This window comes from Streptomyces sp. B6B3 (assembly GCF_039871525.1).
GTDB lineage: Bacteria > Actinomycetota > Actinomycetes > Streptomycetales > Streptomycetaceae > Streptomyces.
Genome location: NZ_JBDPLU010000028.1, coordinates 14526 through 27516, shown reverse-complemented (window position 1 = coordinate 27516; position 12991 = coordinate 14526). Strand labels below are relative to the sequence as shown.

At 74.3% G+C, this 12991-nt stretch carries 12 protein-coding genes; 9 read left to right on the top strand and 3 right to left on the bottom strand.

Going from position 1 to position 12991, the window contains the following annotated elements; translation table 11 throughout:
* Positions 1–182 precede the first annotated feature (182 nt).
* Positions 183–1196 (bottom strand): ParB N-terminal domain-containing protein, encoded by a 1014-nt coding sequence (locus ABGB06_RS35145; protein ID WP_347598176.1) that lies wholly within the window; start codon positions 1194–1196, stop codon positions 183–185.
* A gap of 388 nt (positions 1197–1584) precedes the next feature.
* Between ABGB06_RS35145 and ABGB06_RS35140 the strand changes: the two genes are divergently transcribed.
* On the top strand, positions 1585–2217 hold the full coding sequence (locus ABGB06_RS35140; protein WP_347598174.1) for a ScbR family autoregulator-binding transcription factor: 633 nt from the start codon (positions 1585–1587) through the stop codon (positions 2215–2217).
* Here the strand turns inward: ABGB06_RS35140 and ABGB06_RS35135 are convergent.
* Positions 2165–3190, bottom strand: a complete 1026-nt coding sequence (locus ABGB06_RS35135) for an NAD(P)-dependent oxidoreductase (protein WP_347598171.1) — start codon at positions 3188–3190, stop codon at positions 2165–2167. The two genes, ABGB06_RS35140 and ABGB06_RS35135, sit on opposite strands and share 53 nt — an antisense overlap.
* A complete protein-coding gene (locus ABGB06_RS35130; RefSeq protein ID WP_347598168.1) occupies positions 3187–3813 on the bottom strand; it encodes a ScbR family autoregulator-binding transcription factor in 627 nt (208 codons plus the stop codon). Before ABGB06_RS35130 ends, ABGB06_RS35135 begins: the two co-directional genes overlap by 4 nt.
* A 242-nt stretch (positions 3814–4055) precedes the next feature.
* Here ABGB06_RS35130 and ABGB06_RS35125 point away from each other — a divergent pair, with 242 nt between their 5' ends.
* The 8 genes from ABGB06_RS35125 (at position 4056) to ABGB06_RS35090 (ending at position 12984) form a co-directional block, all read left to right on the top strand.
* The gene (locus ABGB06_RS35125) at positions 4056–5060 is read left to right on the top strand and encodes a ScbA/BarX family gamma-butyrolactone biosynthesis protein (protein ID WP_347598165.1); all 1005 of its coding nucleotides are present in this window, start codon (positions 4056–4058) and stop codon (positions 5058–5060) included.
* 244 nt (positions 5061–5304) lie between these two features.
* Complete coding sequence (locus ABGB06_RS35120) at positions 5305–5829, top strand: flavin reductase family protein (RefSeq protein WP_347598162.1); 525 nt, start codon at positions 5305–5307, stop codon at positions 5827–5829.
* Positions 5830–5959: 130 nt separating this feature from the next.
* A complete protein-coding gene (locus ABGB06_RS35115; protein ID WP_347598159.1) occupies positions 5960–7141 on the top strand; it encodes an inositol-3-phosphate synthase in 1182 nt (393 codons plus the stop codon).
* A gap of 156 nt (positions 7142–7297) precedes the next feature.
* The gene (locus tag ABGB06_RS35110) at positions 7298–8626 is read left to right on the top strand and encodes a hypothetical protein (protein WP_347598156.1); all 1329 of its coding nucleotides are present in this window, start codon (positions 7298–7300) and stop codon (positions 8624–8626) included.
* Complete coding sequence (locus tag ABGB06_RS35105; protein WP_347598153.1) at positions 8623–10119, top strand: class I adenylate-forming enzyme family protein; 1497 nt, start codon at positions 8623–8625, stop codon at positions 10117–10119. Before ABGB06_RS35110 ends, ABGB06_RS35105 begins: the two co-directional genes overlap by 4 nt.
* On the top strand, positions 10112–11479 hold the full coding sequence (locus tag ABGB06_RS35100; protein ID WP_347598150.1) for a type III PLP-dependent enzyme: 1368 nt from the start codon (positions 10112–10114) through the stop codon (positions 11477–11479). The genes ABGB06_RS35105 and ABGB06_RS35100 overlap by 8 nt, the downstream gene beginning before the upstream one ends.
* A gap of 3 nt (positions 11480–11482) precedes the next feature.
* Positions 11483–11779 carry a phosphopantetheine-binding protein gene (locus ABGB06_RS35095; protein WP_347598147.1) on the top strand — a complete coding sequence of 99 codons (297 nt, stop codon included), beginning with the start codon at positions 11483–11485 and terminating at the stop codon, positions 11777–11779.
* Complete coding sequence (locus tag ABGB06_RS35090) at positions 11776–12984, top strand: acyl-CoA dehydrogenase family protein (protein WP_347598144.1); 1209 nt, start codon at positions 11776–11778, stop codon at positions 12982–12984. Before ABGB06_RS35095 ends, ABGB06_RS35090 begins: the two co-directional genes overlap by 4 nt.
* Positions 12985–12991: the final 7 nt, after the last annotated feature.

Below are 12991 nucleotides of genomic sequence, written 5' to 3'. Positions count from 1 at the left end.
TGCTGGGAGCGGTTCCACTCACAGTGGCATATTTCCTACGATTACCGCCCCTCGCCCGGCTCGCCGTCCGACTGAGGAAATTCCGCAGTCAGACAACGGGGGTCAGGCATCGTCCGCCGCGTGGCGGGGCGGAGCAGTGCGGGTCCCGCCCGACGGCCGCGACCGGGCGGGACCCTGGCTGCTCACGTGTTCTCACCGCTCCGGCGTTCCAGCCGCGTCGCGATCTCGTCCCAGCTGGTGGCGCACGCGCGCGCCATGGCGGCCAGCTTCGTCGCCTGGTGGACGGGGGCGCGCAGCACCAACTCGACGTCGTGCTCGCGGACCAGCCGCGCCTCCAGACAACGGAGGATCGAGCGGCCCTCGTTGTTGTACTTGAGGGCCGGATCCCGCCTCAGCAGGGCCAGATACGAGGATGGTTCGACATGTGACACGACCCGGCGGGACCGGCCGGACCGGGCCGCGCGGACCGTCCGCTCGCCGTGCCGGTCCGGCAGCGGGCTCTCGCCGCGGCTCAGCCGCTCCCGGACGTCGCGCGCCGTCTCCACCGAGACGCCGGCCGCGGTGGCGACCTCCCGCAGCGAGGCGTCGAGTTCCCTGGTGAGGATGGCGCCCGCCCGCAGCCGCCCCTCGACCGGGCTGAGCGGCCGGGCGCGCCCGTCCCGGCCGATCCTGACCGGCGCCTGGGCGGGCCGCAGCCCGGCGTTCCGGCGCAGCACCCCCACGGTCTTGCCGGACAGCCCGACCCGGGCCGCGATCGCCCGGTCCGACCATTCGGGGAAGTCCCGCAGCACCCGCCGCGCGGACTCCCTCCGCTCGGACAGGGTCAGCGGGAGGCCGTGCGACACGTTGGCCTCGACGGCCAACAGGAACGCCTCCTCCTCCGATCCGTCGAAGAAGACGGCCTCGATGGTCTCGCGGTGGTTCAGCCTGGCCGCGTGCAGCCGGTGCATGCCGTCGATGACCCGCATGGTCGGGCGGTGCACGATGATCGGCGGGAGTTCGTCCTCGGTCTCGGCCAGGGTGCGCACGTGGCTGTGGTCGACGCCCGCCAGCCGGGGCGAGTCGGCGTCGCCCAGCGCGTCGGTCGCGACGGGTACCGGGCCGGCACCCGGCCCCCGGGGTCTGTCGCCGGCGGGCGGGTGCGGCTCCTCGGGACGTGCGGTCTCGGCGACGGTCACGTCGCTCGTACGGCTCATCGCTACGGCTCCTTCTGTCACAGGTCGCGGGGCTGGACTGGACGTACGGATCGGTAGGAAACGCCGCGGGGCAGGGGCGAAGCAGCGGGTGGGGTGGGGATGCGGAGGGGCACGGAACGCGCCCGCCAGCGGCGTCACCCGAGGGGGGGTCAGCGTGGCGCGGCTCGTCGACGGCGACACCCCAACCGGGCGCCGGAACACGTCGATTCCGAACGGTGCGTGTCGGTGAACCGGCTGCCGGTCATCGCGCTACCCCCTGTCCGGAGCAAGCAGAACGCTCGCTATGTTTCTATCACAAAGAGAGCGCTCGCTTTGTTCTTTTGCCAGGATTCTCTTACGGAAGTGCGGCCGGGTGGCGACCGGCGGGTGCCCAGATGTGGAGCTGACGATGTCGAAGCAGGAGCGAGCGGGAAGAACTCGGAGGCTCCTCATCGAGGCGGCCGCCGAGGAGTTCGCGTGTCACGGCTACGCGGGAACGTCGTTGCACCGGATCAGCTCCGTGGCGGGCGTCACCATCGGCGCGCTGACCTTCCACTTCTCCGTGAAGTCGGCGCTGGCGGACGCGGTGTGCGAGCACGGATGCGAGCTGACCAACCTGGCGGTGCGGCACGCCATGCGCCGCGGCCGACCGCCCCTGGAGACGGTCGTGGACATCACCCGCGCCCTCGCCCGGCTGCTCAACGGCCGGTCCGCGGTGCGGGCCGCGGCCCGGTTGTCCCGCGAACGTCCCGGGCTGCACGTCGGCTGGTACGAGTCGTGGATCGACGAGGTGCGGCAGCTGCTGCTGCGGGCCCGCCGCGAGGGCTCGTTGCGCCCGGACCACGATCCCGAGGCCGTCACCGTCCTGGTGTGCTGTCTGGCCGCGGGCCTGGAGGTGACGACCACGCCGGCGTGCGCGCCGACGGAGCCCGGGAGTTGGAACGCGCCGGACCGGCTGGACGAGGTGTGGACCGTGGTCGCCTCGGGGATCACGCCGCCGGACGCGACGCCGAACGGCGTTCGCCGGGGCAACGCGGGCTGACCCGGGGGTCGTACCCCGGCCACGCGGCCCGGTACCAGGGCGCGGCGTTGTCGAGGCGGGCGAGGGGGCCGGGGCCAGGCGGGCAGCCGAGCGTCTCCCAGACGGCGTCGCTGCGGTAGTGGTGGTCCCGGGCGAGCAGCGCGAACTGCCGCTCGCTCACCCGTCCGCGGCTGGCCCGGAGCCGCCGCAGGCACGCGTCCCAGGGCAGGTGCTCGGCGCCGTCCGCGCCGCCCGGCGGCGGCAGGATCCGGCGCTCGACCAGCGCGGCCAGCAGGTCCCCGCAGCGGACCGGCTCGGGATGGGCGGCGTGGTACACGCCCGCCGGCACGGCGTCCGCGGTGGCCGCCGCCGCGACCAGCCGGCCCAGATCGTCCACGGCGACCAGCGACAGCAGCCCGCGCCCGCCGTCCCAACGGCCCGGCACCCGCCGCACGAGCTCGGCCAGGGCCGGCACCACCCAGCGGTCCCCCGCCCCGAGCACCAGCGGCGCCCGGAGCACGAGGCCGGCCGCGTCCCGCACGGGTCGCTCCGCGGCGAGCCGGGCGCGGCTGGCGGCGGACACCGGGGCCGGGGTCAACTCGCCGACGTCGGGACCGTGATGCGGGCCCGGACCGTACACCGCGGTGGTGGACACCTGCACGATCCGCCGCACGCCCGCGGCTCGGGCCTCCGCGACCAGCGCGCCGGTGCCGCGCTCGTTCACCGCCACGCAGCGCGCCGCGTCCCCGCCCACGTACGAGGCGGCGTTGACCAGCACGTCGGCGCCCCGGCACAGGCCGCGCAGCGTCGCCGGCGCGGCGAGGTCGGCCCGGACGTACTCGACGCCGGGCACCCGCCGGGACCCGGCGGGCTCCGCCCGGCAGACGGCCCGGACCCGGACCGGCGCACGGCCCAACCCCCGCGGCGTGCCCAGCGCGCGCAGCACGGCGGAGCCGACGAAACCGGTCGCCCCGGCGAGGACGACCGTGGTCATGCCGTCGAACCCTCGGGGGCCGCCTCGATCCGCAGCCGGGCGATGGTCTCGGGCGAGGCGATGCCGGGCAGCAGGTAGCGCCACATGGCGGCGATGCGCTCGATCAGGTCCGCGCGGCCGGTGGAGATCTCGGAGAGCAGCTGGGTGCCGCTGTACGCGCCGACCAGCGCCCGGGCGAAGTCCGCGACGTCCACCCCGGGCAGCAGGTCGCCGCTCTTCTCCGCGGCCACCAGCTGCTCCGTGAACCGTTTGATCCACAGCTCGTACGGCGCGGACTCCCGCATGTTGAAGTCGCCCTGTTCGACGGCGAGTCGGACGCCGGCCCGGAAGAGGACGCTGGTGCGCAGCTGGCGGGCCAGCTCCATGCTGATGTCCAGCAGCCGCTGCAGCCCGTCCTCGCCGGGCGGGAAGTCCAGGTCGGCGTCCTGCTCGGCCATCACCGCGCGGGCCACGTCCTCCTTGGAGGAGAAGTGGTGGTACATGGCGCCCATCGTGGTGCCCGCCCGGTTGACGATCTTGCTGATGCTGCCGCCGGAGAAGCCGGACTCGTCGAACACCTCGGCCGCGGCGCGGATGATCCTCTCCCGGGTGCGCACCGCGCGTTCCTGTCTGGGCCGGGACATGTCCACTCCACTACCTCCCCCGCACGAAGGGGTCCACGTCCGAACACATTCGGACACCCCTTGATGGTACGCATCCGCGAAACCGCCGGACCAGCACCCGAGAAGGGCCGGCCACTGTCGACAAGGAACCGTCGACAAAGAAAGAGAACACTCTTTACGTTGGAGGACCGGGTCGCGACCTTGCACCACCCCGTTCCGTGCGCACGTCCTTCCGAACGTCCACGCACACACAGGGAAATCAGATGAACTCCACCATCTGCAGTCCTGCACCGCCGCTGCCCTCCCTATCCGACGAGCCGCCGACGACGCTGGGGCACCTCACCAGCGCCGTTCCACGCGAGTACGTGCACAAGGCAGCCATCGCGGAGGTGCTGCTCACCGACTGGAACCACACCGGCGGCGAGACGTTCGCCATCGCCGCCCAGTGGCCCAGGGAGCACAGCTTCTACACCGACGGCAACCACCGCTACGATCCGCTGCTCTTCGCCGAGACGGTGCGGCAGACCCTGCCGCTGCTCTCCCACGTCGCCTATCGCGTCCCGATCGGTCACCACCTGATCTGGGACCACCTCCACTACGACATCCACGGGGCCGACGCCCTGGCCATCGGCCCCCGGCCGGCCGATGTCGCCCTGCGCGTCAGGTGCTTCGACATCGCGCGACGCGGGGGCCGGATCGCCGCCCTCTCGCTGCGGGTGGAGGCGCTGCGCGACGGCGCCCCGCTGGGCACCGCCGAGACCCGTTTCACCTGCCACACGCCCGCCGTCTACCGGCGGCTGCGCGGCGGCCGCGCGGGCTTCGACCCGACGCTCGGCGGCATGCCGCCCGCGCCCGCCCCGGTGCCGGCGCGGCACGCCGGCCACGAACGGCGCCGGAACGTCGTGCTCTCCGCGACCGACGCGCCACGTCGCTGGCAACTGCGCGCCGACACCAGCCACCCCGTGCTCTTCGACCACCCGGTCGACCACGTGCCGGGGGCGCTGCTGCTGGAGGCCGCCCGCCAGGCGACGCTGGTGCTGACCCGGCCGGCGGCCGCCGTGGTGGTCGGCATGCGGACGACGTTCCGGAGGTTCGTCGAACTGGACGCCCCCTGCTGGATCGAGGCGGCGCCGGGGCCCGACGACCGCACGGTGCACGTCACCGCCCGGCAGTCCGGGGAGGAGCCGTTCAGCGCCGTCGTCACGACCGAGCTGACCGGCACGGCGGCGAGGGAGTCCGAGCCGCTCGCGGAACCGGAGACCGGCTGAGGTCGCCCGCCGACCACCGCGTCCCGGGCCGTCGCGAGGCGACGGCCCGGGACGCGCGCGGTTCCGGTTCCGCCCCCCAGCTACGTGCCCGATACGCCGCCCGTGGCCCGCGGCCAGAACGCCGCCCGGCGGCGGTCGCGGGCGGCCCTGGCGGTGAATTTCCGAGCAGTATCGTGGCCGCTCTTCTCGCTGAGGAAGGACGCGCATCATGCACGAAACGCAGGAAGTGCAGGAAGTGCCGGGAATGCAGGGAATACAGGGAATACCGGAGATCCGCGATCTCCGTACGCCGCAGCAGGGTTCCGCCGACCTCCTGCGGTCCGTCTTCCGGCAGCATGCGGCGGGCGTGGCCGTGATCACCGCCACGGGCGAACGGCCCGTCGGGCTGACGGCCGGATCGCTGTGCTCCGTCGCCCTGGAGCCCCCGGTGATCTCCTTCAACATCAGCACCGGCTCGTCCTGCTGGCCCGTCATCAGCCGCGCCGAGCACGTCGTCGTGCACCTGCTGGGCGAGCACCAGCAGGGGCTGGCGACGACCTTCGCGCGGCGCGGCGCCGACCGTTTCGCCGAGCACACCGGATGGGCCCCGGGCCCGCGGGGGATCCCCGTGCTGGACGACGTGCTGGCCTGGCTGCTGTGCCGCGTGACCGCCCGGGTGCCCGCGGGCGACCACCGGATCGTGGTGGCCGGCGTGGTGTTGGGCGACCTCCCCGGCGTCGGCCGTCCGCTCCTCTACCACCAGGGCCGCTACAACGCGCTCAAGTACTGAACCGCCCCGGCACGATGTATGCCGCCCGTATCCACGTCTTCCAGTCTCACTCTCGGAACGAGCCGAGAACGACCGGAAAGCGAGGAGAGACATGGCTATCACGCCCGGGGGGGCCGACCACGGAACCGGGGTGACCGTTCCCCCCGCCGACGTCCCGACCGGCATCTGGTTCAACGGCGCTCGTGGATCCGTCGCGACGACCGCGGTGACCGGCCTGCTGGCCCTGCGCGAGAACCTGGTCGCGCCGATCGGATGTGTCACCGAGGGTGCCGCGTTCGAGAACGTGCGGCTGCCCCGGTGGTCGCAGATCGTCGTGGGTGGGCACGACGTCGTCAACGATCCGATCGAGAAACGGGCCGAACATCTCGTGGGCACCGGTGTCATTCCACCGGAGGTCTACCGTGCGGTCCGGCCCGGCTTCGCCGCCGTCGAGGCCGAGTTGCGCGAGGGCTGCCAACTGGCCTCCCTCACCGGGACGCAGCACGAGGCCATCGAGCGGATGGCCGCCGACATCGCCGAGTTCAGGGAGCGCAACGGCCTGGCCCGGGTGGTGGTCGTCAACGTGGCCTCGACCGAACCCCCGGTGCCGCTGGTCGACGACCTCCGGGACGCCGACAGCCTGGACCGGGCGCTGCGTGATCCCTCCTCCCGGCTGCTGCCGCCCAGTTCGATGGCCGCCCTGGCCGCGTTCCGGGCCGGCTGCGCCTTCGTGGACTTCACGCCGTCCGCCGGGGCCCGGCTGCCCGCGCTGGAGCAGACGGCCGAGCGCCAGCGGGTGCCGTACGCGGGGTCGGACGGCAAGACCGGCGAGACCCTGCTGCGGACCGTGCTGGCCCCGATGTTCACCTCGCGCGCGCTGCGGGTCCTGTCGTGGGCCGGAACGAACCTGCTGGGCGGCGGGGACGGCGCGACGCTGGCCGACTCGGTGACCGCGGAGAGCAAGATGCGCTCGAAGTCGGGCGTGCTGCCCTCGCTGCTCGGCGAGGACGTGCCGGCGCCGCTGCACATCGACAACGTGCCCGACCTGGGCGACCACAAGACGGCCTGGGACCACATCTCCTTCGAGGGCTTCCTGGGGATCCGGGGGACGCTCCAGTTCACCTGGCAGGGCGTCGACTCGTCGCTCGCCGCCCCGCTCGTCCTGGACCTCGTGCGGCTGATGGCCGCCGCCCAGGCGGCGGGGAGCGTCGGTCCGGTCCCCGAGCTGGCCTTCTTCTTCAAGGACCCGGTCGGGCTGGACTCGCACGATCTGGCGAAGCAGCAGCGGCAGCTCGTCGAATGGGCCGGCTCCCTGCCGACGTCGACCAGCTGAACGCCGCCGGCCGGTCGGAGCCCGGTGCCGCTCAGGCGCCTCCCCGCGTGCCAGCGAGTGCTGGACGCCGGGCTCCGACCGGCCGACGCGGCGCCGTCAGGAACGCCCTCGGGCGGGGGGCCCGCAGCACGCTCGGAGACACGCTCGGAGAGACGAATGACCCTGGACAGGGAAGACGACGTGGAAGCGGACATCGACACGGACGGGCACGAGGAACGGGAGGAAGGGGAACCGGATCTGACGGGGTGGGAACGCCTGCTGGCCCAGGTGCGGGCCGACGCGCTCGACTGCCTCCAGTCCAACGTCGCCGTGCTCGCGGACCGCTGGCACGGACCGGGCACCCATCTGGCGCTGGGCGCGACCTGGGGGTTCCGGACGGGCGCCGACAGTGGCGTCGACGGTGGCGTCGAACGCCCGCCCGCGGAACGGCTCGCGGAGGCGGCACGGGCCCTCGGCCTGCGGGGGGCGCAGCGGTGGCGGACCACCGACGAAACGTTGCTGCGCCGGGCGGCACGGGAGCGGGGACCGCTCTACGTCGTCGGCGACGCCCATCTGATGCCCTGGCTGCCGTACGCGGGCCACGAGCACATGACCCACAGCTTCCTGCTGTGCGCCGGGCCCGACGACGACCGGACGACGGTCGTGGACGCGTACCACAACGACACCCGCTGGGGACCCGCGCGACCCGGCGCCTGGACGCTGCCGGCGGCCGAGACGGCGCCGCTGTTCGGCGCCGGCGTCACCGCCCACCTGCTGGCGCCCGCGGCCGTCCCCGAGGCCCGGCCCGGCCAGGTCCTGGCGGACAACGCCGCCCGGCTGGACGCCGCCGGACCCGACCGGGAGCGCTATCTGGCCGCCGCCCGGCGGCGCTGCACGGACGAGGACGCGGTGGGCCGCCTGATCCTGGACATCTGGCTGCTGGTCCGGGAACGGGCGCTGCACGAGGCGTGGTTGCGGCACTCGGGGCTGCCGGCCGAGGCCGTGCGGCCGATGGCCGACCTCGTCGGCGAATGGCGGGCCCTGGCCACGCACAGCTACGTGGCCGGGCGGCGCCAGCAGCGCTCCGGCGTCTGGGACGCCTCGGTGCCGGACCGGATGGCCGACCTGCTGCGCCGCGAGGCCGACGTCGCCCACCAGCTGACCCGAGCTCACACACAGGCGCAGGCGCCGGGCAACGGCGGCGCCGGGCCCGAGGACGAGGCCGTGGCGGCGATCCGGCGCGCGCTGATGGAGGCGCTGTCGGTCGACGCGGAGGCGCTGGACCGGGCGCCGCACCTGACCGAGCTCCCCGGCTTCGACTCCTACCGCCTCGTCGAGGTGCTCGACTCCGTCGAGCACGACCTGGGCCGTCCCTACGATCCGGCTGGCCTGTCGGCGCGTTCGGTGCGCAACGCCGTCTCCCTCGCCGAGCTGTTCTCCGCGGCGGCGACGGCGACGAGGGAGACGGCGGCGACGGGTAACGCGGGCAGCGGGGTGCCGTCATGAACGCGGCCGTCCTGCACGACCTGCTGGACGCCGCGGCCGTCCGGCACCCGGACCAGACCGCCGTCTCGGACGGCACCGACGCGCTGACGTACGCCGAGGTGCGGGCGGCCAGCGTCCGGATCGCGACCTGGCTCCGGCAGCGGGGCGTCGGGCCGCGGGACCGGATCGTGGTCAGCGAGGCGGCGGGCCCGTGGCTGGTCCCGCTGCTGACGGGCGCCTCCCGGGTGGGCGCGGTCTCGGTCCCGCTCAGCGCCGCGGCGCCCGACGTCGTGGTGCGGCACATCCTCGACGACGCGGGACCGACGCTGGTGGTCGGCGGCGCGGTGACCGCCGGCGAGGCCGCGCGGCGCGGCCTCGCCCACGCCGACCTCGACGAGCTGCGGGACGCCGCCCGCTCCTGGCCGCCCGACGCCGGCGCCCCGTCCCCGACCCTGCCGGTGGATCCCGCCTGGTTCATCTACACGTCCGGCAGCACCGGCGCGCCGAAGGCCGTCGTGTCCACCCACGGCCAGATCGTCTTCGCGGCGCGGGCGATCCACCACGAGCTGGGCTACGGCACGGACGACGTGGTCTACAGCCCGCTGCCGCTGTCCTTCGACTACGGCCTCTACCAGGTGCTGCTGAGCACCCTCGGCGGGGCCCGGCTGGAGCTGGGCTCGGCGAAGGACGCCGGCCGGGTCCTCGTGCACCGGCTGCGCGACACCGGGGCCACGGTGTTCCCCGCGGTGCCGTCGCTGGCCGCCACCCTGGCCCGGCTGGTGGAGCGGCCCGGCGTCCGCGCCCCCGCGCTCCGGCTGCTGACCAACACGGGCGCCGCCATGCCCGCCGACGTTCTCACCACGCTGCGCAAGCAGATCTCCGGGCTCCGGGTGCAGCTGATGTACGGCCTCACCGAATGCAAACGGGCCACGATCATGCCGCCCGACGGCGACCTGCTGCGGCCGGGCTCTTCCGGACGCGCGCTCCGGAACACCGAGGTGTTCGTCGTCGACCAGGACGGGAACCGGCTGCCGCCGGGCCGGATCGGCGAGATCGTGGTGCGCGGGCCGCACGTCATGTCCGGCTACTGGCGCCAACCGGAGCTCACCGCGCGGCGGTTCCGCCGGGCCGAGGGGCTCTTCCCGCAGCTGCACACCGGCGACTACGGCAGCGTGGACGCCGAGGGCTACCTCTACTTCGACGGCCGGCACGACGACGTCTACAAGGAGCGCGGCACCCGCGTCAGCTCGCTGGAGGTCGAGGCCGCCGCCGACCGGATCCCCGGCGTCCGGGCCGCCTGCGCCGTGCCGCCCCGCGACGCGACCGCCGGGGCGACGCTGGTCGTGGCCTCGGAACTCTCCCCCGGGCGGGTGCTCGCCGCGCTGACCGGCCAGCTGGAGGAGACGAAGATCCCGCGCAGCTGCGTGACCCTGCCCGCGCTGCCGCTGACCGCCAACGGAAAGATCGACCGGTCGCGGCTGGCCCGTCTCGTCGAGGAGACCCGCGATGCCTGACGCCCACCCGCCGAACCCGCCGGAACGCGCGCCCGAGCTCGGCACGCCGGCGTACGCCACCCTGCCGAACCCGCCGGAACAGCCGAACCCGCCGGAACTCCCGAACCTGCCGGAACGGGTGCACGAGGTCGGCACGCCGGCGTACGTCTACGACCTGGACGAGGTCGAACGCTGCCACCGGACGCTGGTGTCCGCGCTGCCCCGGCCGAGCCGCCTCTACTACTCCCTGAAGGCGAACCCGCACCCCGCCGTGGTGACCCGGCTGAGCGGCCTCGGCTGCTCCCTGGAGGTCAGCTCGCCCGGCGAGCTCGCCACCGCGCTGAAGTCCGGCGTCCCGCCCGAGACGATCCTGTACACCGGGCCCGGGAAGCGCGACGCGGAGGTCCGCGACGCGGTGGCGGCCGGGGTGCGCTGGTTCTCGGTGGACTCCCCGCACGGCATCGACCAGGTGGACCGGGCGGCGGAGACGGCGGCCGTCACGGCCCGCTGCCTGCTGCGGCTCAACGGCCACGAGAAGACCGCGGGACAGGGCCTGACGATGACCGGCGTCGCCTCGCAGTTCGGCGCCGACGTCGAATGGCTGGTGGCGGAGCCGGCCGCGTTCGCCTCCCGGCCCCGGGCCCGGGTGTCCGGGCTGCACCTCTACCTGGGCTCGAACCTGCTGGACGAGGACGAGCTGGTCGCGCAGTTCGCGGCCGCGCTGCGCACGGCCGAGACCGCGCACGCGGTGCTGCCGGACCGGATCGAGGTGCTGGACCTGGGCGGCGGCTTCGGGGCGCCGTTCGCCCGCTCGGGACGGCTGCCCGACCTCCCGACGCTGGGGGTCCGGCTCGCGTCGCTGCTCGACGACGCCTTCGCCGGCTGGCGGGGCGGGCGGCCCGTGGTCGCCTTCGAGTCCGGGCGCTTCCTCACCGCCACGTGCGGCAGCCTGCTCACCCGGGCCGTGGACGTCAAACGGTCGCACGGCACCCAGGTGGTGGTGCTCGAATCCGGCATCAACCACCTCGGCGGCATGTCGGGCCTGCGCCGGCTGCCGCCGCTGCTCCCCGAGCTGGTGCCCGGCCGCGGGGCCGCCGGACGGGACACCGGGCAGGACAGCGGGCAGGGCGAACGGTCGCTGGTCACCGGCCCGCTGTGCACACCGCTGGACACCTGGGCGCGCGCCGCGGTGCTGCCCCCGGTGCGTCCCGGCGACGTGCTCCGGGTGCCCAACGTGGGGGCGTACGGCCTGACGGCCAGTCTGACCGGATTTCTGGGCCATCCGGCACCGCTCGAGGTGATCGTCGAGGGCGGCGAGATAGCCGAGGTGTCGCGGCTCGTATGGGAACGCAACGCAGTCAACCGCGCTGAGGTGAGTTGAACCATGGACGCACAGTTCGTCGACATCCTGCGGCCGTACCTGAAGTACGCGGGAGACCAGGAGATCACTGACACCGCACGGCTCCGCGACCTCGGGCTCGACTCCATGCGCGAGATCGAGCTGCTGTTCGCCATCGAGGACGCCTACGACATCGTCTTCCCCGAGGAACGGATGGTGGACCGGACCTTCGAGACCAGCGGCGTCCTGTGGGCGGCGGTCCAGGAGATCCGCGGCCACGAGATCCCCGGCCAGAAGATCCCCGGCCAGGAGATCCACGACGCGTCGCGGGCGGCGTCGTGAGCACCGGGACGCTCACCAGGGAGCCGACCCGCGGCGAGGCTGAGCCGGCCTGGCGGGAGGCCGCCGCGTCGGTCGCGGCGGTCGCGGCCGAACACGCCGACCGGACCGACCGGGACGCCGCCTTCCCCGTCGAGGCCCTCGCGGAGCTGCGCGACACCCGCCTGCTCGGCCTGCTGGTGCCCGCGGAGCACGGCGGGTTCGGCGGCGACCTCGCGGACCTGGCGGACGCCACCATCGCGCTGTCCCGGGCCGACATGACGGTCGGTCTGGTCTTCGCCATGCACTGCCAGCAGGTCGCCGCGGTGGTCCGGCACGGGGACCCGCGGCTCACCGCGACGCTGCTGCCGGCGCTGGCCCGCGGCGAGGTCTACCTCGGCTCCGTCACGACCGAACCCGGCACCGGCGGCGCGCTGCTGGCCTCCGAGTCGCCGCTGCGCGAGGACGAGGGCACGCTGCTCGTCGACCGCGTGGCGCCCGTCGTCACCGGCGGCCGGCACGCGGACGGGTTCCTGGTCACCATGCGGTCCGCCGGCGCCACCTCGCCCACCCAGGTCGATCTCGTGTACGCGGCGCGGGACGCGCTCGACGTGCAGGTCACCGGCGGCTGGGATCCGCTGGGCATGCGCGCCTCGGAGAGCGTGCCGCTGCGGCTGCGCGGCGCCGTCCCGGCCTGGCATCTGGTCGGCGGGCCCGGCGGCTTCCCCGGCATCGCCGCCGGGCTGTTCGGCCCGGTCGCGCACATCGGCTGGTCCGCCGCCTGGCTCGGCACCGCGGCCGGCGCGCTGGAACGGGTCCTGGCCCACGTGCGCGGGCAGAAGGGGCCGCGCCGGCTCGACATCGCGTCACCGCTGGTGCTGACCAACCTGGCCCTGGTCCGGGAGCGCCTCGACACGGTGCACGCCCTGCTCCGGCACACCCTGCGGGTCGTCGCCGACGAGGAGGCGCGGCACGGCGCGGTCAGCGGCACGCCGGCCCGGCTCCTCGTCAACACGCTCAAGACCCGGGCCTCGGAGGACTGTTTCGCGGCCGTGAACGGGCTGGTGGAGCTGGTCGGCCTGGGCCACGGCTACCTCAGGGGCTCACCCACCGGCCTGGAGCGGGCGTTCCGCGACCTGCGCTCGGCGTCGTTGAACTTCGCGAACGACCGGCTGCGCACCGCCGACGGCGCCCTGGCGCTGCGCGACCCGCGGGTCCGGCTCGGGTGAACGGAGA